General features: G+C 74.6%; 17 protein-coding genes and 3 tRNA genes. 10 read left to right on the top strand and 10 right to left on the bottom strand.

Annotated features, from left to right (window positions below):
- The first annotated feature begins 573 nt into the window (after positions 1 to 573).
- Together ABWK59_RS11495 and ABWK59_RS11490 are read left to right on the top strand one after the other, a co-directional pair.
- The gene (locus ABWK59_RS11495; protein ID WP_354640225.1) at positions 574 to 1,518 is read left to right on the top strand and encodes a PAC2 family protein; all 945 of its coding nucleotides are present in this window, start codon (positions 574 to 576) and stop codon (positions 1,516 to 1,518) included.
- Positions 1,519 to 1,762: 244 nt separating this feature from the next.
- The gene (locus ABWK59_RS11490; RefSeq protein WP_354640223.1) at positions 1,763 to 2,791 is read left to right on the top strand and encodes a GDSL-type esterase/lipase family protein; all 1,029 of its coding nucleotides are present in this window, start codon (positions 1,763 to 1,765) and stop codon (positions 2,789 to 2,791) included.
- A gap of 196 nt (positions 2,792 to 2,987) precedes the next feature.
- On the opposite strand, the gene nirD is transcribed toward ABWK59_RS11490, so the two are convergent.
- The 4 genes from nirD to ABWK59_RS11470 form a co-directional block, all read right to left on the bottom strand.
- Entirely contained in the window at positions 2,988 to 3,416 is a 429-nt protein-coding gene (nirD, locus tag ABWK59_RS11485; protein ID WP_354640222.1) for a nitrite reductase small subunit NirD, read from the bottom strand.
- Positions 3,413 to 6,061, bottom strand: a complete 2,649-nt coding sequence (gene nirB / locus ABWK59_RS11480; RefSeq protein ID WP_354640220.1) for a nitrite reductase large subunit NirB — start codon at positions 6,059 to 6,061, stop codon at positions 3,413 to 3,415. Before nirB ends, nirD begins: the two co-directional genes overlap by 4 nt.
- Positions 6,058 to 7,341, bottom strand: coding sequence for an NAD(P)/FAD-dependent oxidoreductase (locus ABWK59_RS11475; RefSeq protein ID WP_354640218.1), 1,284 nt, complete (start codon positions 7,339 to 7,341; stop codon positions 6,058 to 6,060). Before ABWK59_RS11475 ends, nirB begins: the two co-directional genes overlap by 4 nt.
- A 180-nt stretch (positions 7,342 to 7,521) precedes the next feature.
- Positions 7,522 to 9,591 (bottom strand): molybdopterin oxidoreductase family protein, encoded by a 2,070-nt coding sequence (locus tag ABWK59_RS11470; RefSeq protein WP_354640216.1) that lies wholly within the window; start codon positions 9,589 to 9,591, stop codon positions 7,522 to 7,524.
- A 251-nt stretch (positions 9,592 to 9,842) separates the two neighbouring features.
- Here ABWK59_RS11470 and ABWK59_RS11465 point away from each other — a divergent pair, with 251 nt between their 5' ends.
- Complete coding sequence (locus ABWK59_RS11465) at positions 9,843 to 10,592, top strand: sirohydrochlorin chelatase (protein WP_354640214.1); 750 nt, start codon at positions 9,843 to 9,845, stop codon at positions 10,590 to 10,592.
- 31 nt (positions 10,593 to 10,623) lie between these two features.
- Here ABWK59_RS11465 and ABWK59_RS11460 read toward each other — a convergent pair whose 3' ends face one another.
- A complete protein-coding gene (locus tag ABWK59_RS11460; RefSeq protein ID WP_354640212.1) occupies positions 10,624 to 11,997 on the bottom strand; it encodes an MFS transporter in 1,374 nt (457 codons plus the stop codon).
- Positions 11,994 to 12,638 carry a helix-turn-helix domain-containing protein gene (locus ABWK59_RS11455; protein WP_354640210.1) on the bottom strand — a complete coding sequence of 215 codons (645 nt, stop codon included), beginning with the start codon at positions 12,636 to 12,638 and terminating at the stop codon, positions 11,994 to 11,996. Before ABWK59_RS11455 ends, ABWK59_RS11460 begins: the two co-directional genes overlap by 4 nt.
- Before the next feature lie 142 nt (positions 12,639 to 12,780).
- On the opposite strand from ABWK59_RS11455, the gene ABWK59_RS11450 reads away from it, so the two are divergent.
- The 4 genes from ABWK59_RS11450 (at position 12,781) to ABWK59_RS11435 (ending at position 17,794) form a co-directional block, all read left to right on the top strand.
- Complete coding sequence (locus tag ABWK59_RS11450; protein WP_354640208.1) at positions 12,781 to 13,158, top strand: hypothetical protein; 378 nt, start codon at positions 12,781 to 12,783, stop codon at positions 13,156 to 13,158.
- Positions 13,159 to 13,207: 49 nt separating this feature from the next.
- Positions 13,208 to 14,488 (top strand): deoxyguanosinetriphosphate triphosphohydrolase, encoded by a 1,281-nt coding sequence (locus ABWK59_RS11445; RefSeq protein ID WP_354640206.1) that lies wholly within the window; start codon positions 13,208 to 13,210, stop codon positions 14,486 to 14,488.
- A gap of 87 nt (positions 14,489 to 14,575) precedes the next feature.
- Positions 14,576 to 16,480, top strand: coding sequence for a DNA primase (gene dnaG, locus ABWK59_RS11440; RefSeq protein ID WP_354640204.1), 1,905 nt, complete (start codon positions 14,576 to 14,578; stop codon positions 16,478 to 16,480).
- 135 nt (positions 16,481 to 16,615) lie between these two features.
- The gene (locus tag ABWK59_RS11435; protein ID WP_420492765.1) at positions 16,616 to 17,794 is read left to right on the top strand and encodes an RNA polymerase sigma factor; all 1,179 of its coding nucleotides are present in this window, start codon (positions 16,616 to 16,618) and stop codon (positions 17,792 to 17,794) included.
- Between the two features lie 150 nt (positions 17,795 to 17,944).
- On the opposite strand, the gene ABWK59_RS11430 is transcribed toward ABWK59_RS11435, so the two are convergent.
- Together ABWK59_RS11430 and ABWK59_RS11425 are read right to left on the bottom strand one after the other, a co-directional pair.
- A complete protein-coding gene (locus tag ABWK59_RS11430) occupies positions 17,945 to 19,381 on the bottom strand; it encodes an FGGY family carbohydrate kinase (RefSeq protein ID WP_354640200.1) in 1,437 nt (478 codons plus the stop codon).
- A gap of 90 nt (positions 19,382 to 19,471) precedes the next feature.
- The gene (locus ABWK59_RS11425; protein WP_354640198.1) at positions 19,472 to 19,765 is read right to left on the bottom strand and encodes a hypothetical protein; all 294 of its coding nucleotides are present in this window, start codon (positions 19,763 to 19,765) and stop codon (positions 19,472 to 19,474) included.
- Between the two features lie 317 nt (positions 19,766 to 20,082).
- Between ABWK59_RS11425 and ABWK59_RS11420 the strand changes: the two genes are divergently transcribed.
- A tRNA-Asn gene (locus tag ABWK59_RS11420) sits at positions 20,083 to 20,155 on the top strand.
- A 34-nt stretch (positions 20,156 to 20,189) separates the two neighbouring features.
- Positions 20,190 to 20,262, top strand: a tRNA-Asn gene (locus ABWK59_RS11415).
- A 159-nt stretch (positions 20,263 to 20,421) separates the two neighbouring features.
- Here ABWK59_RS11415 and ABWK59_RS11410 read toward each other — a convergent pair.
- A complete protein-coding gene (locus ABWK59_RS11410; RefSeq protein ID WP_354640196.1) occupies positions 20,422 to 21,201 on the bottom strand; it encodes a trypsin-like serine peptidase in 780 nt (259 codons plus the stop codon).
- A gap of 289 nt (positions 21,202 to 21,490) precedes the next feature.
- Between ABWK59_RS11410 and ABWK59_RS11405 the strand changes: the two genes are divergently transcribed.
- Positions 21,491 to 21,564, top strand: a tRNA-Ile gene (locus tag ABWK59_RS11405).
- A gap of 232 nt (positions 21,565 to 21,796) precedes the next feature.
- Here the strand turns inward: ABWK59_RS11405 and ABWK59_RS11400 are convergent.
- On the bottom strand, positions 21,797 to 22,609 hold the full coding sequence (locus ABWK59_RS11400; protein WP_354640194.1) for a polysaccharide deacetylase family protein: 813 nt from the start codon (positions 22,607 to 22,609) through the stop codon (positions 21,797 to 21,799).
- Between the last annotated feature and the right edge of the window lie 279 nt (positions 22,610 to 22,888).

Here is a 22,888-nt window from a genome sequence, read left to right as displayed (position 1 = left end):
GCAAGGTGCGCAGAAGGTGGCTGGCCGCACACCCGACCGGGCCGTGCCCAAGCCGTGACAGACGGCATGGCGACGACGCGGCGATGCGAGGCAGCGAGAGGACGATACCCGCCCGAGGGCGGCGCGTCACTTCGCGGCACGCCAAAGGCGGCGTGTGGAGGGGGCCGGCCACCGATTCGTTAGCGGAACATTGTCCTCCGTTATTCGCCGCAGGGCTGTGACCTGCGCTTTTGGGCGGGGTGAGATGATTCTCGACGCGGGGTGGGGCGGGCCTCGAAAGGCGGGAGCTCAAGCCGGCGGAATCCGCCGGAACCACGGGCCGACGGCCGGACGACCACCCGGACGACCACCGAACGACCGAAGGACGATCGGCGGACCGCCGACGGGCGGCCAACGGGCGACCGACGGGAGAGCACCGGTCGACCACCGGTCGATCACGGGGCGGGGAATGCGCCGCGCCCCCCACGCGCTGGACTGATCGGGTGGCCGGCCGGACACGGCCACCAGCGACGGGAGCCGGCCCACCGGGGGCGGGTCGGTCGAGACGACGAGACGAAACGGGGTTGGGTCGCCGTGCGTGATCCCAGGGAGCTGTACCTACTGGAGCCGGTGGGCGCCGCCGCGGCCACCGCCGCGCGCGACACCGCCGAGGAGGCCGGTACGGGTCTGGTGCTGCTCTACCACTTCGAGGGCTTCATGGACGCCGGCGAGGCCGGCGGCCAGGTGGTCGAGCACCTGCTGGAGCAGGGATCGCCGCAGGTCGTGGCCAGGTTCGACCACGACCGCCTGGTGGACTACCGGGCCCGCCGCCCGGTGATGACCTTCGACCGCGAGAGCTGGACGGCGTACGACCCGCCGGAGATCCTGCTGCAGTTGGTGCACGACTCGGTGGGCGCGCCGTTCCTCGTCCTCACCGGCCCGGAGCCGGACACCGAGTGGGAGCTGTTCGCCGCCGCCGTCCGCACCCTGGTCGAGCGGTTCGACGTCCGGCTCGCGGTGGACTTCCACGGCATCCCGATGGGCGTGCCGCACACCCGCCCGGTCGGGCTCACCCCGCACGGCAACCGGCTCGACCTGGCGCCCGGGTACCCGAAGTGGTTCGACCGCGCGCAGGTCCCGGGCAGCGCCCAGGCGCTGCTGGAGTACCGGCTGGCCGAGTCCGGCCACGACGTGCTCGGCTTCGCGGCCCACGTCCCGCACTACATCGCCCGCTCGGCCTACCCGGCGGCGGCCCTGGTGATCCTGGAGGCCGTGCAGTCGGCCACCGGCCTGGTCCTGCCCGGCAGCGAGCTGCGCCGCCGCCGGGAGGAGGTCTTCGCCGAGATCGAGGAGCAACTCACCGAGGGTGACGGCGAACTGCGCTCCGCCATCCGCGGGATGGAGGGCCAGTACGACGCGGTGGCCGGCGCGGAGGACCGCGACAGCCTGCTGGCGCGGGCCACCGACCTGCCCTCGGCGGACGAGCTGGGCCGCCGCTTCGAGGAGTTCCTCGCCGAGCACGAGCGCGACGCGGAGTAACGCCGCGTAGCGCGGGGAGTGCGGAGGCACGGCAGGGGCGCGGGGAATCACGGCCCACCGAAGGGCGCCGGCGGCTCCCGCGCCCGTGGCGAACGTCACTGAGCCCCGAGCCGGCCCGACCGGCCCGACCGGCCTCAGGACGTCCGAGGACGGGCGCGCATGACGCGCGGTCATGCGGCGGCCCGAGTAGGTTCGGTGCCCGGGCCGCCGCTCCGGCGTCCCGGCGACCGGGGGAGTGGTGTGCATGGGCGTCAGGCGGGCAGGTTCGCTGCTGGTCCTGGGCGGGCTGCTGCTCGCGGGCTGCTCCTCGGGCGGGTCGGCCCGTCCACCGGCCCCCGCGCACACCCTGTCGACCCCCTCCACTCCGGCCACCCCGGCCACCCCGGCCGACCCGTCCGGCGCCGCGACCCCCGCCGGCTCACCGTCCGGCACACCCACCCCGCCCTCGGGGCCGTACGTCGCGCTCGGCGACTCGTACACCTCGGGGTTGGCGGTGGCGCCGCAGGTCGGGACGCCCTCGGGGTGCGGGCGCTCGGGGGTGAACTACCCGGCGCTGGTGGCCCGGGCGCTGGGCCTCGGCCCGGAGCGGGTGCGGGACGCCAGTTGCAGCGGCGCCAGGACGGCCGACCTGACCGGCCGCCAGCAGACCGTGAACGGCGTCAACCCGCCCCAGCTCGACGCGCTGTCGGCCGACACCGGCTTGGTCACCCTCGGGATCGGCGCCAACGACGCAGGGTTCGTGGACGTGATCGGCCGATGCGCCGCCAGGCCGACGGCGACCGGGGCGATCGGGACGACCACACCGCCCGGGGCCGACGGCTCGACCGGCCGGTGCCGCGCGTCCTACACCTCGGCCGACGGGCAGGACCAGATCCGTCGGCGGCTGGACGCCATGGGCGAAGCCCTGGCCGGGGCGCTGGCCGAGATCCACCGACGGGCGCCTCGGGCCCGGGTGTTCGTCGTCGGGTACCCGGCGCTGCTGCCGGCCGATCCGGCGGCATGCTCCGGCACGCTGGGGCCGGTGGCGGTGGCGGACCTGGTCTTCCTCGCCGAGAAGGAGCAGCAGCTCAACGCGGTGCTCAGGGAGCGAGCCGAGGCCGCCGGGGCCGGATACGTGGACACCTTCGCGCCCTCGGCGGGGCACGACATGTGCGCGGGCGAGGGGCAGCGCTGGATCGAGCCGCTCGTCCCGGCCCCGGGGTCGGCCCCGATCCACCCCAACGCCCTCGGCGAACGCGGCCTCGCCGACGCGGTCCTCACCGCGCTGCGCTGATCGCACGCTGCGCTGATCGCGCGCTCCGCTGACCGCACGTCCCAGCCCTCACCATCCGGGCAAACACCCGGGCAAACACCTGGGCAAACACCCAGGCAAACACCCGGGCCCCGGCCCGGCCACGCCGATGGGGGTGTTCTCCGAGCCGCGCGCCCGGAGAACACCCCCACACACCCTGACACCGCTACACCCGGGCTCAGCCCAGCCGGACCGGGTGGACGTCGATCCGCACCGCCTCGTCGTCCAGGCACTCGCCGGTCGCCAGGTCGAAGCGCTGCTTGAGCAGCGGCGAGGCGACGTACACCCGGCCCTCGGCGGTGGAGCCGACCAGGCCGCGGGAGAGCACGTACGCCCCGGTGAACGGGTCGCGGTTGGAGACCGCGTACAGCCGGTCGGCGGCGTCCCGGAACAGGGCGGCCTGGCGGCCGTCCGGCAGCAGGGCGGCGACGCCGCGGCCGGGGGCCAGCAGGTCCAGGTCGCAGACCGGGGACCAGCTCCGGCCCGCCCGCACCTCGACGCGGGTCCCCGCCCCCGCCGACCCGGCGGCGGTTCCGGGCGCGGCAGCGGTCCCGACGTCAGCGGTTCCGAGCGCGGCGGCGGTCTCGACGGCAGCGAGGGTGGTCATCGGGCGTCCTCCAGGATCGGCGCGGTCAGGGCCGGGACCGCACCGCGGTCACGGTCGTTGTCGGGGTCGAGGGCGGCCAGCAGCTCGGCCTCGGTGGCGAGGAGCACCAGGTCGGGCTTCATCTGGTCGCGCTCGGCGGTGAACCTGATGCTCGGGTCCGGGACCCCGGGGGCGTTGACGAAGGAGACGAACCGGGCGAGGCGCTCCGGGTCGGCCAGGGTGGCGGCCCACTCGTCCTGGTAGTCGGCGACGTGGCGGGCCATCAGCGCCTCCAGGTCGTCGGCGATGCCCAGGGTGTCGTCGACCACCACGTCGCGGACGTGGTCCAGGCCGCCCTCGATCCGCTCCAGCCAGGTGGAGGTGCGCTCCAGCCGGTCGGCGGTGCGGATGTAGAACATCAGGAACCGGTCGATGAGCCGGATCAGCTCCTCGTCGGTGAGGTCCTGGGCGAGCAGGTCCGCGTGGCGCGGGGTGGCGCCGCCGTTGCCGCCGACGTACAGGTTCCAGCCGTTGGAGGTGGCGATCACGCCGAAGTCCTTGCCGCGGGCCTCGGCGCACTCGCGGGCGCAGCCGGAGACCGCCGACTTGAGCTTGTGCGGCGAGCGCAGGCCGCGGTACCGCAGCTCCAGGTGGATCGCCATGGCCACCGAGTCCTGCACCCCGTACCGGCACCAGGTCGAGCCCACGCAGGACTTCACCGTGCGCAGCGACTTGCCGTACGCGTGGCCGGACTCGAAGCCGGCGGCGACCAGCCGGGACCAGATCAGCGGCAGCTGGTCCACCCGGGCGCCGAACAGGTCGATCCGCTGACCGCCGGTGATCTTCGTGTAGAGGCCGAAGTCGCGGGCCACCTCGCCGATCACGATGAGCTTGTCGGGGGTGATCTCGCCGCCCGGGATGCGCGGGACGACCGAGTACGAGCCGTTCTTCTGCAGGTTGGCCAGGAAGTGGTCGTTGGTGTCCTGGAGGGAGGCCTGCTCGCCGTCCAGGATGTGGCCGCTGGCCTCCAGTTCGGGGGCGAGCGAGGCGATGATCGAGGCGACGGTGGGCTTGCAGACCTCGCAGCCCTCGGCGCCCTCGGGGGCCCGGCCGTGCTCGGCGAGCAGCTGCCGGTGCGTGGCGATCCGCTTGACCAGCACGATCTCGTACAGCTCGGCGCGGGTGTGGGCGAAGCAGGGGCACAGGCCCTTGTCGACCTCGACGCCGCTCGCCTCCAGCTCCTCGGAGACGATCGAGCCGAGCAGCTTGATGCAGGAGCCGCAGCCGGTGCCGGCCTTGGTGCACTTCTTGACCTCCGGCACCGTGGTGCACTGGTGGTCGGTGACGGCCGCGCGGACCTGGCCCTTGGTGACGTTGTGGCAGTTGCAGACCACCGCGTCGTCCGGCAGCGCGGAGCCGCCCAGCGAGACGGGCGCGGCCAGGCCGGCCGGGAGGACCAGCGACTCGGCGGGCACCGGCAGCGGGGTCCCGGTGCCGGCCAGCGGGCGCAGCGAGGAGTACGCCTCGGCGTCGCCGACCAGGATGCCGCCGAGCAGCGCGCCCTCGGGGGTGACCACCAGCTTCTTGTAGACGCCGGCGCGGGAGTCGGAGTAGACCACGTCCAGGGCGCCGGGGGTGGTGCCGAAGGCGTCGCCGAAGCTGGCCACGTCCACCCCGAGCAGCTTCAGCTTGGTGGACAGGTCGGCGCCGGTGAACGGCTTCACGGCCTGCTCGGCGAGCTGCTGGGCGACCGTCTGGGCCATCTCGTAGCCGGGCGCGACCAGGCCGTACACCCGCCCGTCGACGGCCAGTGCGCACTCGCCGATGGCGTACACGCTCTCGTCCGAGGTGCGGCAGTGCTCGTCCACCGCGATGCCGCCGCGCTCGCCCACCGTCAGCCCCGCCTCGCGGCCGAGCTGGTCGCGCGGCCGGACGCCCGCCGAGAAGATCACCAGGTCGGTGTCGATCCGGGAGCCGTCGGTGAAGGCCATGCCGTTCGCCCGGCCGTCCTCGGCGACCAGGACCGCGTTGGTGCCGACCCCGGTGTGCACGGTGACGCCCATCTCCTCGATGGTGCGCCGCAGCGCCTCGCCGCCGCCCTCGTCGACCTGGACGGGCATCAGCCGCGGCGCGAACTCCACCACGTGGGTGTCCAGTCCGAGGCCCTTGAGCGCGCCGGCCGCCTCCAGGCCGAGCAGGCCGCCGCCGACCACCGCGCCGACCGTCCGGCCGGCCGCGTACGCCTCGATGGCCTGCAGGTCCTCGATGGTGCGGTAGACGAAGCAGCCCTCGGCGTCCTTGCCATCCACCGGCGGCACGAACGGGTACGAGCCGGTGGCCAGCACCAGCACGTCGTAGCCCAGGGTGTGGCCGGCCGCGGTGGTGACCGTCTTCGCCGCGCGGTCGACGGCGACGGCGGGGGAGTCCAGGTGCAGCTCGAAGCCGTGCCGGTCGATGAAGCCGTCCTCGGCGAGCAGCAGGTCCTCGGGGGTCTTGCCGGCGAAGTACGAGGTCAGGGCGACCCGGTCGTAGGCCGGGCGGGGTTCCTCGGCGAGCACGACGACGCGGTAGCGGTCGGCGGCGCCGTATTCGGCCAGGGCTTCCAGGAAGCGGTGCCCGACCATGCCGTATCCGACCAGGAGCACGGTCGGCTTGGTGGTGGTCATGAGGAAGTCCCTCCGGTGGTCGTGCTCTGGGTGGTGAGCAGGTGGAGCGGGTGTGCTGACAGGGCCTCGTCGCCCTCCCAGGTGTGGGCCACGGTGCCGACCGTGCCGAGGTCGCCGACCAGGACGCCGCCGACCAGGCGGTCGTCGCCGCGCTCGTCGCGGCGGACGATCACCTTGCGGTACGTGCCGCGGCCGGCGTCGGCGAGCCGGACCACGCGGTCCTGAGGCCCCGCCGGGCCGGTCTCGCCGAAGGCGGCGAGGTCCAGCGGGGCGCCGCCGCTCAGGGTCAGCCGGGTGAGCAGCCGGCTGCCGCGGTACTCCGCGTCCAGCCCGCTGAGCACCCTGGCCAGGACGTCGGCCTGCTGCTGGGCGGGCCCGGCCAGGCCGTACACCACGCCCTCGTGCTCGGCGCAGTCGCCCACCGCGTGGATCCGCGGGTCGTCGGTGCGCAGCCGCCCGTCCACCAGGACACCGTGGCGGGTGGCCAGCCCGGCCGCCTGGGCCAGTCCGGTGCGCGGCCGGACGCCGACCGCGAGGACCAGCAGCTCGGCGGTGAGCCGGTAGCCGTCGGCCAGTTCCACCCCGGTGACCCTGCGGTCCTCGGTGAGCACCGAGCGGACCCGGCACTCGGTGTGCACCTCGACGCCCAGGTCGGCCAGGTGCCGGGCGAGCAGCTCACCGGCCTCCGCGTCGAGATGACGCTCCATCAGGTGCTCGCCCTGGTGGGCCAGCACCACCTGGACGCCGCGGGCGGCCAGCGCCCGGGCCGCGCTGACGCCGAGCAGCCCGCCACCGACCACCACCGCCTGCCGGACCCCCGGCAGGTAGGCGTCGATCTCGGCGCAGTCGGCCATCGTGCGGAAGGCGAACACCCCGGCCGGGAGACTGTGCCGCTCGCGCCCCTCCAGGCTGTCGTCGAACAGCCCGCGCAGCGGCGGCAGCACCGGGTTGGAGCCGGTGGCGAGGACCAGGTCCCCGTAGCCGATCTCCGCGCCGTCGTCGCACAGCACCCGGCGCCGGTCGCGGTCGATCCGCACCACCCGGGCGTGCCGCCGGGTCACCCCGTCCGGCAGCGCGGCCAGCGCGGCGACCCCGGGCGCGTACCGCCCGGCCAGCACCTCGGCGAGCAGCACCCGGTTGTACGGCCGGTGCTCCTCCTCCGAGAGCAGCAGCACCTCCCGCACCCCGTGCAGGCTGAGCTGCTGGGCGAGCCGGTGGCCGGCCATGCCGCCGCCGACGACCACCACGGGCCGGGCTGCGGGGCTGTCGGTTGCTGTCATGCCCTTGAGCATGGGTGTTCGGTGTTACCCGGCCGGGGCCGCTCTGTTTCACGGCCGGAACTTCGACCTCAGCGCGCCCGACGGCCCGGTGTGAGACCGGACCGGGGCACCCCCGCACCCGCCCCGGCAGGCCGAACACCCCGCCGGCGTACGGTCCGACGGGGTCCACGAGGCCCTCGGTCAGGCGCGTTCCAGCCGGACCGCGCAGGCCTTGAACTCCGGCATCCGGGACACCGGGTCCAGCGCCGGGTTGGTGTGCAGATTGGCGTTGGCCTCGCCCGGCCAGTGGAACGGCATGAACACCGTGTCGGGGCGGATCGCCGCGGTGAGCCGGGCGGGGGTGACGGTCCGCCCGCGCCGGCTCACCACCGCGACCCGGTCCCCGTCCCGCACGCCCAGGCGCTCGGCCAGGGACGGATGCAACTCGACGAACGCACCGGGGGCGGCGGCGTTCAGCGCCTCCACCCGCCGGGTCTGCGCGCCGGACTGGTACTGGGCCAGCACCCGGCCCGTGGTCAGCCGCACCGGGTACTCCCCGTCGGGCTCCTCCGCGGCCGGCCGGTGCTGGACGGCGGTGAACCGGGCCCGGCCGTCCGGGGTGGCGAAACGGTCCAGGAACAGCCGCGGCGTCCCCGGATGGTCCGCCGACGGACACGGCCAGTGCACCCCCTCCTCGGCCGCGATCCGCTCGTAACTGATCCCGGCGTAGTCGGCCGGACCGCCCGCGGAGGCCCGCCGCAGCTCCTCGAACACCTTCTCCGGCTCGGTCTCGAACCCCTCGCCGTGCCCGAACAGCCCGGCCAGCCCGTTCAGTACCTCCAGGTCGCTGCGCACGCCCTCGGGCGGATCCACCGCCCGGCGTCGCAGGATGACCCGTCCCTCCAGGTTGGTCATCGTCCCGGTCTCCTCGGCCCACTGGGTCACCGGCAGCACCACGTCCGCGAGTTCGGCCGTCTCGGAGAGCACCACGTCGCACACCGCGAGGAAGTCCAGCCCGCGCAGCCGGTCCGCGATCCGCGCCGAATCCGGCGCCGACACAACCGGGTTGGAGCCCATCAGCAGCAGCGCCCGCACCTCGCGCCCGAGCGAGTCCAGCAACTCGTACGCGCTGCGCCCCGGACCCGGCAGCGACCGGGGGTCCACCCCCCACACCGCGGCGACGTGCGCCCGTGCCGCCGGATCGTCCAACTTCCGGTATCCGGGCAGCTGATCGGCCTTCTGGCCGTGCTCGCGGCCGCCCTGGCCGTTGCCCTGCCCGGTCAGGCAGCCGTAACCCGCGTACGGGCGGCCCGCGTTGCCGGTCGCCAGGCACAGGTTGATCCACGCGCTGACCGTGTCGGTGCCCTTCGCCTGCTGCTCGGGGCCGCGCGCGGTCAGCACCATGCCGGTCTCCGCGTCGCAGAACATCCGTACCGCGTCCCGCAGTTGCGGCAACGGCACACCGGTCACCGCCTCCACGTGCTCGGGCCAGTGCGCCATCGCGGCGGCCCGGGTCTCCTCCCAGCCCGAGGTGCGAGCGGCGATGAACTCCTCGTCGGTGCGGCCCTCCGCCACCACCAGGTGCAGCAGGCCCAGCGCCAGCGCCAGATCGGTGCCCGGACGCGGCGCCAGGTGCAGGTCCGCCAGCTCGGCGGTCCTCGTCCGGCGGGGATCGACCACGATCAACCGCCCGCCGTTCTCCCGCAGTTCGGTGAGATAGCGGACGAACGGCGGCATCGTCTCGGCCGGATTCCCGCCGACCAGAATCACGCAGCCCGCGGACGGGATGTCCGCCACAGGGAACGGCAGCCCGCGGTCCAGGCCGAACGCCCGGATCCCGCCCGCCGCCGCGGAGGACATGCAGAACCGGCCGTTGTAGTCGATCGCCGAGGTCCGCAGCACCACCCGGGCGAACTTCCCCAGCAGGTACGCCTTCTCATTGGTCAGCCCACCACCGCCGAACACCCCGACCGCGTCCCGCCCGTACCGCTCGGCGGTCCCGGACAGCTCGCCGGCGATCCGTTCCAGCGCCTCGGACCACGTCGCCGGACGCAACTCGCCCGCCACCCGCACCAGCGGCGTGGTCAGCCGCGCACCCGGGCTCAGCACGGCCGCCGCACTGGCACCCTTGCCGCACAGCGCACCCCGGTTCACCGGGAAGTCCGGCCGCTCCACCACCGCGACCGGCACCGGGCCGTCCCCGGTCCGGCGCAGGCCCATTCCGCACTGCAGCGCACAGTAGGGGCAGTGGGTGTCCGTGGCGTCGCTCATACCCGCCACCCTGCAACACCCCTGTTACCCCGCGGCACCCCGCACGTTACGACCCCCGCACACCCCCCTCACGCCCGCCCCCCACCCCTGTGAGGCCCCCTTCGGGAGGCGCCGCAACGGGCCGGCCCGTCAGGTGCCCCCATGCGCCCCCGGAGAACCCATCCGGTCGCCCCGCCCCCTGTGAGGTCAGGGAAACCAGTCGTGACCGCCGGGCAATCACGGGGTAACAGCCGTCGGCCAGCCTGGTTGCCATGACCGCAACCGTGATCGCCGGCCCCGCCGCCCCGCCGAGGGTCCTGCACGCCCCCCGCCGCCCGGCCCTGGTGCTCGTCGCCCACGGCTCCCGCGACCCCGCCGCCCTCGCGGAGGTCCGCCGCCTCGCGGACTCCCTCCGCGCCGCCCGCCCCGAACTCGACGTCCGCCTCGCCCACCTCGGCCTCAACGACCCCCTGCTGCCCGAGGTCCTGGACGGGCTCGGCGGTTCGGCCGTCCTGGTGCCCCTGCTGCTGAGCCGCGGCTACCACGTCCGGGTGGACATCCCGTCCGCCCTCGCCGCCGCACCCCAGGTCGACGGCGTGATCGCCGCCCCCCTCGGCCCCGATCCGCTGCTCACCGAGGCCCTGTACGCCCGCCTCGCCGAGGCCGGCTGGTCCGGCGAACCGGTCGTCCTGGCCGCCTCCGGCTCGCGTGATCCGGACGCCGCGGTGGACACCGAGGCGCAGGCGGCGCTGCTCGCGGTCCGGCTCGGCGTCCCGGTCCGTCCGGGGTACGTCGCCGCGGGCGGACCGAGCGTCGCGGAGGCGGTGGCGTCGTTCGCCGCGGAGGGCCACCGGGCCGCCGTGGCCGGTTACTTCACGGCCCCGGGTGACTTCGCCCGCCTCGCTGCGGCCGCCGGCGACGGCATCGCCTCCGCCCCGCTGGGTGCCCACCCCCTGATGGCCCGCCTGGTCCTCGACCGCTACCGCACCGCGGCCCGCACCCTCGCCCCGCATCCCGTCTGAACCCCTGGGCTGCAGCCCGCCGCCGGACCCGTCACCCCGTCGGCGCCGGGACCGGTTCCGTCCGGGCCGTCCCACCCTCCCGCACCAGCGGCTCACTCGGCAGGTCCCGCCGCCCCCGCATCGGCGAGAACCACAGGACCAGCCCCGCCAGCGGCACCCCCGCCGTCAGCAGCCACATCGCCGGCCGCAGCCCGAGCTCGGTCCCCAGCAGTCCGCCCAGCAGCGCGCCCACCGGAATCGCCCCGAAGTTCAGCACCGCCGAGCTCGCGGAGAGCCGTCCGAGCAGCTCCGGCGGGCAGTACCGCTGCTGGAACGTGGACTTGATGACATTGCCGGCGACCACGCCTGCCGAGACCCCGCAGCCGCCCAGGACATAGAGGGCCAGCCCCGCGCCGGCGCCGGTGAGCGGGATGAGCAGGGTGGTCAGCGGCAGCACCAGCTCGAAGAAGAGCATGGCCCGGGCGGTGCCCATCCGGGCGGCGACGCGGCGGGCCACGGCCGCGCCGACGATGCCGCCGGTGGAGGCGAGCGCGATCAGCACGCCGACGACGCCCGAGTCCAGCCCGACCTCGCGGATCAGGAAGACCACCAGGATCGACTGGTACCCGGTGAGCATGAGGTTCGAGGTGGCGCCGAACAGGGTGAAGGTCCGGAACCACACGTTCCCGGCGACCAGCCGCAGGCCCTCGCCGACCTCCTGCCGCAGGGCCCGCCGCGGGCGGCCGGTGGCGACCGGCTCGCGGTGGCGGATCCGGGCGGTGCACCAGAGCGAGAGCAGGAAGGTGACGGTGTTCGCCAGCAGGCCGTTGACCGGCCCGGCGAGCTGTCCGATCAGGCCGCCCGAGCCGAGGCCGACGATGCCGGCGGCGGAGGCGCTGCCGTGCAGCTTGGCGTTGCCCTCGGCCTGGTCGGCGGGGGCGAGCAGGCCGGGCAGGTAGGCGGTGTACGCGGTCTGGAAGAAGACACCGGCCGCACCGGTGGCCAGGGCCACGATCAGTAGCTGGGCCATCGTCAGGACGCCGGCGAGGGCGGCCAGCGGGATGGTGGCGAACAGCACCAGGGAGGCCGCGGAGGCGGCGAGCATGACGGGCCGGCACCGCATCCGGTCGACCCAGACGCCGACCGGCAGGCCGATGAGCAGCCAGGGCAGCCAGCCGGCCGCACCGAGCAGGCCGATCTCGAAGGTGGAGGCGTCCAGGGTGGTGACGGCGATCAGGGGCATGGCCAGCCCGGTCACGGCGGAGCCGAACTTGTTCGCGGTCTCGCCCGTCCACAGCAGGCGGAAGTCCCGGTGGCGGCGGAGCAGCCCGGACGTGAGGCCCTGCACGGGCCCGGAGCCGGCGGAGCCGGAGTCAGCGGCAGGGGCGATGGCAGTAGCAGGGGCGGCGTCGGCGTCGGCGGTCATTCGGTGTCGGGTTCCTTCCGGGGAAGTGCCTGGATCTGGACGATGACCGGACGCGCCGCGGGATCGACGGGGGCGTCGGGGTCGGAGCGGTACCTGGCGACCACGGCGAGCAGTTCCTCGTTGAGGTCGCGGAGTTGGGCGGGGGTGAGGCGCAGGTCGTTCCAGTCGGTGACGGATCCGGCGCCGCGCCACTCGCCCTGCCATTCGGCCGCCATCGAGTCGGCGACCCGCTGGAACTGGGTCTGCAGCATTTCCCGCAGGTAGACGGAGAGGGCGCCGCGCATCGCCGGGTCCCGGTCGAAGTCGGTGGTGGCGAGGACGCTGCGGGTCCGGACGGCCCGCCACCAGCGCTCGCGCCGGGTGCCGCGGCCGACCTCCTCCTCGATGAAGCCGTGTTCGGCGAGGTGCCGCAGGTGCCAGCTGATGGTGCCGGTGCTCTCGCCCAGCCGCTCGGAGAGCCGGGCCGAGGTGGCCGGCCCGTCGGTGCGGAGGGCGTCCAGGATGCGCATCCGCAGCGGGTGGGCCAGGCCGCGCAGGCTCTTGGCGTCGATCCGGCGCTGCGACCCGGCGGGCCTGGCCGTCTCGTCGTGCCCGGCCTTCTCGTCGTGCTCGTGCTCGTGCTCAGGGTGGTGCTCGTTCATGACGACCACTCTAGGATGCAGAGGCATCTCTGCATAGACCCCTCTGCAAACAATCCTCTGCAACATCCCGGGCCCCGTCCCCATCCGGCCAGGGGTGCGAGAGGGGCTGCCCGCACCACCCGCCCTGTGCCAGAGTCGCCCCGTGCAGACGTCATCCGCCGACCCCGCCGGAGCGCCGGTCCGCCTCCCGGACGTGCTCCGCTTCCTCACCGAGCTGATCGCCTGGATCGCCGCCCCCTGGGCCCTCGCCGGGTACTCCCTGTTGCTGAGCGCCCTCGCCCTGCTCCTGCTGGTCGGACTGCCGACCGTCCTCGCCACCCCGGGCGACAAGAAGCAGGTGATCGTCCCCGTTCCCGGCGCGGTCACCATCGCCCTGGTGCTGATGCAGATCGCCGCCGCCGTCCTGGCCGCCTGGGCGGTCTGGCCGACCTGGGCGGCGGTCGCCGTCTCCGTCCTCGCCGCGGCCTGCACCGTCACCGAACTGCCCCGCTGGCGACGGCTGCTCTCCACCCCGAATTAGCGCGGCGCGCCGGTGCGATGTCGGTCACGGGGCGTACGGTGGCGGGTATATGGACGACACCACGCCGTACGACCCGCAGGCCCAGGCCCGTTGGCTTCCCGAGCCGGACAAGCGGCCCGGCCGCACCGCCTTCCAGCGCGACCGCGCGCGCGTCCTGCACTCGGCAGCCCTGCGCAGACTGGCCGGTACGACCCAGGTGGTCGCCCCGATGCGCAGCGACTTCCCCCGCACCCGGCTGACCCACTCGCTGGAGTGCGCCCAGGTCGGCCGGGAGCTGGGCGCGGCCCTCGGCTGCGACCCGGATCTGGTCGAGACCGGCTGCCTCGCCCACGACATCGGCCACCCGCCCTTCGGACACACCGGCGAGGAGGCCCTCGACCAGGCGGCCCGCGACTGCGGCGGCTTCGAGGGCAACGCCCAGTCCCTGCGGATCCTGACCCGGCTGGAGCCCAAGCGGTTCGCCCCGCTGGACGAGGAGCCCGCCCGGCTCGCGCCCTGGCCCGGCCGCAGCGTCGGCCTCAACCTCACCCGGGCCGCCCTGGACGCCGCCACCAAGTACCCGTGGACGCGCGGCGACCACCCCACCGACCCCGGTTCCACCAAGTACGGGGTGTACGGCGACGACCTCCCGGTCTTCCGCTGGCTGCGGGCCGGCGCCCCGCCCGGGCGCAAGTGCTTCGAGGCCACCGTCATGGACTGGTCGGACGACGTCGCCTACTCCACCCACGACGTGGAGGACGGCCTCCAGGCCGGCCACATCGACCCGGCCGCGCTGCGCTCCGCCGAGGAGCGGGCGGAGCTGTTCAAGATCGCCGAGCGGTACGCCGCCGACGCCGCCCCCGAGGAGCTCGCCGAGGCGCTCGACCGCCTGCTCGCCCAGGTGTGGTGGCCCCGCGGCTACGACGGCTCGGCCCGCGCCCGGGCCGGCCTGAAGGACCTCACCAGCCAGCTGATCGGCCGCTTCTGTCTGGCCGCCGAGCAGGCCACCCGCGCCCGGTACGGTCCCGGCCGGCTCACCCGGTACGCGGCGGAGCTGGTGGTCCCGCGCGAGGTCCGGCTGGAGTGCGCCGTCCTCAAGGCGGTGGCCGTCCGGTACGTGATGCAGCGCGACGAGCAGGCCCAGCTCCGCTCCCGCCAGCGGATCGTGATCGCCGAGCTGGCCGACGCCCTGATGCGCAGCGCGCCGCACGGCCTGGACCCGGTGTTCGCCGTCCTCTACGAGGAGGCCGAGGACGACCGGGCCGCCCGGCGTACGGTGATCGACCAGATCGCCACCCTCACCGACGCCTCCGCGCTCGCCCTGCACGCCCGCCTGGTCGACGCCACCTGATCACCCCGGCCCACCCGGGGGCCCGCGCTCGTACGAGGTGCGACCGCACACCTCCGGAACGGTCGCCCCGTTGCGTAGACTTTCCCGGTGGCTGGTCGGATCAGGGATGAAGACGTGCAGGCGGTGCGCAACGCGCTGCCGATCGACGCCGTCGTCGGGGACTACGTCCAGCTCGCCAACGGCGGCGGCGCCCAGCTGAAGGGCGTCTGCCCGTTCCACGACGAGAAGTCGGCCTCCTTCTACGTCCACCCCGGCAAGGGCGTGTTCCACTGCTTCGGCTGCGGCGAGAGCGGCGACACGATCACCTTCCTGATGAAGATCGAGCACTGCTCGTTCGCCGAGGCCGTGGAGCGGATGGCCGCCCAGGCCGGCATCACCCTGCGCTACGAGGAGGGCGGCTACTCCCCGCGCCACCAGCAGGGCGAGCGGACCCGGCTGATCGAGGCGCACAAGGTCGCCGCCGCCTGGTACCAGGAGCAGCTGGCCACGCCCGAGGCCGAGATCGGCCGCCGCTTCCTGGCCGAGCGCGGTTTCGACGAGGCGGCCGCCAAGCACTTCGGCGTGGGCTACGCCCCGGCGGGCTGGGAGCACCTGGTCCGCTACCTGCGCGGCCGCGGCTTCTCGGACAAGGAGATCTCGGTCGGCGGCCTGGCCTCGCAGGGCCAGCGCGGCGGCCTGATCGACCGCTTCCGGGGCCGGCTGGTCTGGCCGATCCGGGACTCCTCCGGCGAGGTGGTCGGCTTCGGCGCCCGCCGCCTGCGTGAGGACGACAACGGCCCGAAGTACCTCAACACCCCCGAGACGCCGATCTACAAGAAGTCCCAGGTGCTGTACGGCATCGACCTGGCCCGCAAGGAGATCGCCAAGAGCGGCCGCGCGGTGGTGGTCGAGGGTTACACCGATGTGATGGCCTGTCACCTCGCCGGCGTCACCACGGCGGTGGCCACCTGCGGCACCTCCTTCGGCGAGGACCACGTCAAGATCATCCGCCGGCTGCTGATGGACACCTCCACCTACCGTGGCGAGACGGTGTTCACCTTCGACGGCGACGCCGCCGGTCAGAAGGCCGCCCTGCGTGCCTTCGAGGACGACCAGAAGTTCGCCGCCCGTACCTCCATCGCCATCACCCCCGACGGCATGGACCCGTGCGAACTCCGCCTCGCCCAGGGCGACGACGCGGTCCGCGAGCTGATCGCGAACCCCACCCCGCTCTTCGAGTTCGCCCTCCGCTCGGCGGTCGCCCGGCACCGGGTGGACACCGCCGAGGGGCGCGCCGCCGCGCTGGAGGAGGCCTCCGCGATCATCGTCCGGATCAAGGACCGCTCGATCCAGCACGAGTACGCCGTCCAGCTGGCCGGCATGCTCGGCATCCTGGACGAGCAGTTCGTGGTCCGCCGGATCTCCCAACTCGCCCGCTGGCAGCGGGAGAACCAGGCCAACGGCCAGCGCCCCGACCGGCGCCGCACCGAGCAGCCCGCCCCCGTGCGCCCGGCCGCCCCCGCCTTCCGGCTGAACCCGCGCGACCCGGCCCAGTTCGTCGAGCGCGAGCTGCTCAAACTGGCCCTCCAGCACCCGGAGCTGGTCAGCCCGGCGTTCGACCAGTACGGCGAGGACGAGTTCCCCACCCCGCCCTACACCGCCGTCCGCCGCGCCGTCGGCCAGGCCGGCGGCACCGCGTACGGCGCCGCGCTGCCCGACTTCACCGCGGCCGTCCGCGACGCCTGCCCGGACGACCAGGTCCGCAACCTGGTCACCGAGTTGACCGTCGAGCCGATCCGCTCCCGCCGGAAGGCCGACGAGATCTACGCCGGCGAGTTCCTGGTCAGCCTGCGCCTCCAGTCCGTCGACCGCCGGGTCGCCGAGGTCCGCGCCCACCTCCAGCGGCTCGGCACCCGCGCCCCCGCCGAGCAGTTGAACGCCGTCCAGAGCGAGCTCTACGCCCTCCAGCAGTACGGCCACCAGCTCCGTTCCCGCGGCGCCGCGGCGCTCTAGGCAGGCCTCCGCACCTCTCCCGCCCCACCGTTCCGATAGGACTATCGGGCCGGAGTGTGGCGTATCCCACACGGGTGGGTATCCCACTCCTTGTGGCGCGGCGGCCCCAGGCGCCCCGCGCGCGGCCTTGGAGGTATGCCCGTGGAGCTTGCCGCTGTCCGCCAGCCCCTGGCCGCCGCCCGTGAGGGCGGCCCCGCCCGCGTCCGCGCCGCCGGCCCACCGGGCGCCCTCCCCGGACCCGCCGCCGCGCCCGACGACGTCCCCGCTCCCGCCCACGCGCCCGAACCGGCGACAGCCGCCGTTCCGGACGCCCCGGACGCCCCGGAGACCGCCGAGGCGGCCGCCGACCCCGCCGAGGCCGCCGACGACACCCCCGAACCCGCCCTGGACGAGGGCGCCGGCCCCGCCGCCGACCTGCTCCGCCAGTACCTGCGCGAGATCGGCCGGATCCGCCTGCTCACCGCCGTCGAGGAGGTCGAACTCGCCCGCCAGATCGAGGCCGGCCTGTTCGCCGAGGAGGCCCTGGACCGCGGCGCCGGCGCCCTCGACGAGCCGCTCACCGACGACCTCGACCGCCTGGTCGTGCTCGGCCGGATCGCCAAGCGCCGCCTGATCGAGGCCAACCTCCGGCTGGTCGTCTCGGTCGCCAAGCGTTACGTCGGCCGCGGCCTGACCCTGCTCGACCTGGTCCAGGAGGGCAACCTCGGCCTGATCCGGGCCGTCGAGAAGTTCGACTACGCCCGCGGCTACAAGTTCTCCACCTACGCCACCTGGTGGATCCGGCAGGCGATGAGCCGGGCGCTGGCCGACCAGGCCCGCACCATCCGGGTCCCGGTCCACGTGGTCGAACTGATCAACCGGGTGCTGCGGGTCCAGCGCGCCCTGGTCCAGGAGCGCGGCTACGAGCCCACCGCCGAGGAGGTCGGCCGGGCGCTGCAACTGCCCGAGGAGCGGATCCGCGAGGTGCTCCGGCTCGCCCAGGAGCCGATCTCGCTGCACACCCCGGTCGGCGAGGAGGACGACGTGGCCCTCGGCGACCTGATCGAGGACGCCGACGCCGCCTCCCCGGCGGAGACCGCCGCCTTCCTGCTGCTCCGCGAGCACCTGGACGCCGTCCTGGCCACCCTGAACGACCGCGAACGCCAGGTCGTCCAGCTCCGCTACGGCCTCGACGACGGCCGCCCGCGCACCCTGGAGGAGATCGGCCACCTGTTCGGGGTCACCCGCGAGCGGATCCGCCAGATCGAGGCCAAGACCCTCTCCAAACTGCGCGGCCACGCCTTCGCCGACCAGCTCCGCGGCTACCTGGACTGACCGGCCGCCCGCCGGAACCCCACCCGCCCGCCGAACCGCTTCCCACCGCCGCAGGAACCCGAGCCGGCTCCCCCCGGCCCGGGCCGGCGGCGTCCGCGCCCGCCGACGAGCCCGAGGTCCCCGGTGGCGCCCGCCCCCGGGCTGCGGCGGTCAGGACGCCGCGGCCTCCGGGTGCATCTGGTCCCGCATCGCCGCGTACTGCTGGCGCACCGCGGTGCCCACCGGCAGGTCGTGCTCCGGGTCGGGGGTGAGCACGGTGACCTCGGGCAGCTCCCAGCGCGGCGGCTCCGGGGTGCCGGCCAGCGCCCAGGCGGCCTGCCGGGCCGCGCCGCGCGCCGCGTGGGCGCCCGCCGGCGGTATCACCACGGGCAGCCCGAACAGCAGCGGGGCGATCTCCCGGACCGCCTGGAGCCGCCCGGCCGCGCCCAGCAGGAAGATCCGCCGCAGCTCGACCCCGCGGGAGCGGAGCACGTCCAGCGCGTCCGCGATGTTGCACAGCATGCCTTCGACGGCTGCCCGGGCCAGGTGCTGGGGGCCCATCGACTCCGCCCGCAGACCGGTCAGCGTGCCCGCCGCGTGCGGCAGCCGGGGCGTCCGCTCCCCGTCCAGGTACGGCAGGAACACCATCCCGTAGGCGCCGGGGGAGGACTGCAGGGCCAGCTCGCTCAGGCCCTCCAGGTCGGTGCCCAGCATCGCGGCGGTGGAGCGGAGCACCTGGGCCGCGTTCAGCGTGCCGACCATCGGCAGGTGGCGCCCGGTGGCGTCGGCGTACGAGGAGACCGCGCCGGAGAGGTCCACCACGGCCCGGTCGTGCACCGCGAACACCGTGCCGTTGCCGCCGATCGAGACCACCGCGTCGCCGAGCTCCAGGCCCAGACCCAGCGCGGCGGCCATGTTGTCCCCGGTGCCGGCCGAGATCAGCAGGCCCTCGGGGGTGTGGCCGGCCGGCTCGGCCGGGCCCAGCACGTCCGGCACCCGCAGCTCGTGGCCGAGCGCCAGCTTGATCAGATCCTGCCGGTACTCGCCGGTGATCGGCGACCAGTACCCGGTCCCGGAGGCGTCGCCGCGGTCCGTGGTGCGCCGCTTGGGGCTGCCCAGCAGCTGGGAGACCAGCCAGTCGTGCGGCAGCAGCACCTCGGCGATCCGCTTGGCCGACACCGGCTCGAACTCGGCCAGCCAGCGCAGCTTGGCGATGGTGTACGTGGGCTGCGGGACGGCGCCGATCGCCTCCACCCAGGGGCCCGGACCGCCGAGCGCGTCGAGCAGCGCGGCGGCGGCCCCGGCCGAGCGGGGGTCGCTCCACAGAAGCGCGGGCCGCACCAGCACCCCGCCCGCGTCCAGGCCGATCAGGCCGTGCTGCTGGGCGGAGACCCCGATCGCCCGGACGCTCTCCAGCAGGCCCCCGGCGGCGGCGTCGCCCAGCGAGTGGAGCCAGCTCTGCGGGTCGACCTCGGTGGTCCGGGCGTCCTCGCCCTCCGGCAGCGGGTGCGGGGCACGCCCCTGGCGCAGCACCGCGCCCGTGTCGGCGTCGCACGCGACGATCCTGGTCCGGTTGGTCGAGCTGTCGATGCCCGCGACGATGGCCATGTCGAGATCATGCCTCAGCGGGCAGCCGGGAGGGGCCCAGCGGCCGCAAGTGTTGCCCACTCGGTACTGCGGCCATCGGGCCCGGCCTGACTACGGCCTGACGGTGCCCCAGCTGTCGTCCTCGACCTGCTGCCGGTTGAAGTACGGGACGCGGTCGGTGAGCGAGTTCGGGAGCTTGTCGCCGACCTTGTCGGCCACCGCGCCCGCGGCCCGGCCGGCCACCGCGCCGGCCTGCTGGCGGGCCTTGCCCGCGGCGTCCTGCACCCGGGGGTTCTGCGAGATCTGCTTGGCCGCGCCGGCGAGCTGTTCGTACCGCTGCCGGCCCGCCCTGGCGCCGAGGACGTATCCGATCCCGACGCCCACGATCAAGGTCGTCTTCCACATGCTCGGGTTCCACCCTTCCTCGCGGTCCTGACCGCGTTGCCCTACCCGTCCGACCGCCGGGCGAATCGCCCCCGCGGTGGCGGGCCCGGGTCGCCGGGCGCCGCCGTGCACCAGCATCCCCGGGGCCGGGACCCGGCGCGCGCCGGGCGCGCCGGGGAGGGGCCCCGGCCGCGGCTCCGGCCGTCCCACCGGCCGCCGGGAGCCCGGCGGGGAGGGCGGCCGGGGAAAGCGATTGGCGGAACACCCCCCTGAGTGCGCTAATGTATGTCCCGCAGCGAGCGCAGAGAGCCCGGGTCCGGGAGCGAAGCCGAGCTCGATCCTCCATAGCTCAATTGGCAGAGCAGCCGACTGTTAATCGGCAGGTTATTGGTTCGAGTCCAATTGGAGGAGCAGACGATCCTTTCCCGGATCGTCCGTCGTACGATCCCCCATAGCTCAATTGGCAGAGCAGCCGACTGTTAATCGGCAGGTTATTGGTTCGAGTCCAATTGGGGGAGCTTCACCTCGGTCCGAGGTGAGATGCGCAGAGCGAAGGCCCTTCGGTGAGACCGAGGGGCCTTCGTGTTTCCCGCCCCGGTCAGCGCGCCGTGCCCCGGTCACCGCCGTGCCGGGCCCCGGCCGCCACGGCTCCGGCCCGGTCGCCCGGGCCGGAGCGGTCATGCCGACGCCTGCCGGTAGAGCGCGGCCACCCGGTCGTCGAAGAGCACGCTGTACGAGGTCTCCGGGGTCGCGCCACCCTGTTCGTAGCCGCCGATCACGCCGACCAGCCGGCCGCCGTCGGCCAGCCACGGGCTGCCGCTGGTGCCGTCGGTGTAGCCGGCGCAGTCGAAGCGCTCCTGGGTGGCGCCCTGGCCGGAGGTCCGGGTCGAGCAGGCGATCGGCGACTCGTCGGTGTTGGGGTAGCCGGTCACGGTGACGTCCAGGCCGACGCCCTGGCCGGTGCCGAGCGGGTTGGCGCCGAGCACGTCCTCGATCTGCCGCCCGTCGAGCTCGTCGACCGTGAGGAAGGCCACGTCGTAGTCCGGGTCCTCGTCGTCCGTCCAGTGCGGGTCGGTCACCACCGAGAGCACGTCCCAGGTCCCGAACGGCGTCTTCCCGTCCCGGTAGCCCGGGGCGAACACCAGGTCCTCCTCGGTGCCGCGGGCCAGGCTCCGGACGCAGTGCGCGGCGGTGACCAGCAGGTTGCGGTGCGGGCTGTGGACGACGCTGGCGGTGCACATCCGCGGGCCGCCGACCTCGTCCTGGAACAGCACCCCGATCCGGTCGCCGATGCCGCCGGGGGCGGCCGTGGTCGCGGTGGGCAGCGGCGGACGGGCGCCGGCGGCGCCGGACCCGCTCCCCGGGACGCAGGCGCCGGTCCCCAGCAGGACGCCTGCCAGCACGGCGAGTGCCGCCGCCCGCCGGGTCCGTACCGCCCGTGCCTGCCCCCGTGCCATCGCCGCCGCTCCCGTCGCCCCGACCGCGCCGCCGGTGCGACGGCCGTCGGAGCAAGATCTACCAGGGGTGGCGGGCCGCGCGCCACGCGGGGGTCGCGCTGCCCGCGCGGGGCCCCGGTACGGCGGGGGCGGGGTGGTCGCGGGGCGGCCCGGATCCGCGCCGGCGGGTACTCGGATGCTCCCCCGGCGCGCACCATGTCTGATCGACCGGCTATGCTGCCGGAGGCGGCCCTGAGGGGCCGTCTGCTGCTGCAAGGGCCGACCGCATCGGCCCCGCAGGCCGGATCGGGGGGCGGTAGCTCAGCCGGTTAGAGCAGGGGACTCATAATCCCTTGGTCGTGGGTTCGAGTCCCACCCGCCCCACCTCGGTCCGAGTGGAACTGTAGTGCAGCGCCGGCCCCATCCGCCGTGCGCCACGCGGGGATTCACCCCGCCGGGCCACACCGTCCGGACATCACAGGCCGTCCGGAAACCCGTTCGACGTGCTGCTCCGCTCTTCCTCGTGCTCCGTGCCGATCCGACGCCCGGGCACGACCCGGCGCGCCTCGGGGCCCGCGCTGCCGTCCGGGCGTGCGGGCCCCGGGTGGGGGACGGGTCAGCGGGGGGCGGTGAAGCGGTAGCCGCCGTCGAGGAGGACCGGGAGGTAGGTCTTCAGGGCCGCCACGGTCTGCGAGCGGTCGCCGCCGCCGTCGTGGTTGAGCACGATCGAGCCGGGCCCGATCTCCTCCAGCACCCGGCTGGTGATCTTCGCGGTGCCGGGCCGCGCCCAGTCCCGCGGGTCCACCGACCAGCCCATCGGCCGCATGCCCAGGTCCGCGCAGGCCGACAGGGCGTTGTTGGAGAAGTCGCCGCCGGGCGCCCGGAACCAGGTCGGAGGCTTTCCGGTCAGCTCCTGGAGCAGGTCCGAGGTGCGCTCCAGCTGGTCCCGGACGGCGGTGGCGGACAGCTGCCGCAGGTCCGGGTGGGACCAGGTGTGGTTGGCGATGTGGTGGCCCTGCTGGGCGATGTCGGTGACCAGGGAGCGGTGGGCGGACACGTTCTCGCCTACCAGGAAGAAGGTGGCCCGGATCCCGTAGTCGTGGAGGATCTTCAGCACCGTCGGCGTGTGGGTGGGGTCGGGGCCGTCGTCCAGGGTGAGCGCCACCAGCTTGTCCTCGGAGGGCAGCGAGAAGAGCGGCGGCGCGGCTAGCCGTGGCTTGCGGGTCGGCGGGGCGAGGGACGGACTGGCCACGTTGAGCGGGGTGGGCGAGGGACTCGGGGCGGGGGGTGCGGCCGGGCCCGGGGAGGCCGGAGGCTCGGGGGTGGCGCCCGCGTTGATGTCGCCGGCCGGGTCCGGGGCGGGGCCGCAGCCGGCCGAGGCGGTCAGCAGGCTCACCCCGGCGACGCTCAGGAGCAGTCTGCGCTTCATGATCGGGTTGTGTGACGACATGACCAATTCGTCCCAGTGGTCCGCCCCCGCGACGAGGCAGAACCGGCTCCGGGGCGCCAGAGTCCATCCGACGGGTGATTCCCGGCCCCGTTCCTTGGGCCGTTGGGAGGCACTGACGGCTCGTCGGGTCGCACCGGATGCATCCGCCCGCCGTGCCGCCGGACCGAGCCGCTGCGCTCACCCGGACGACGGTGAGCGGTGGCGGGTGACCCCCGGCTCACCCACCGTGAGATCCGTGCCACCCTGACGTTCCCTCAG

Origin of the sequence: Kitasatospora sp. HUAS MG31 (assembly GCF_040571325.1) — a bacterium.
In the GTDB taxonomy this organism is placed as follows: domain Bacteria; phylum Actinomycetota; class Actinomycetes; order Streptomycetales; family Streptomycetaceae; genus Kitasatospora; species Kitasatospora camelliae.
The sequence above is the reverse complement of the archived record's forward strand: the minus strand, read 5'-3'. Positions and strand labels throughout refer to the sequence as shown.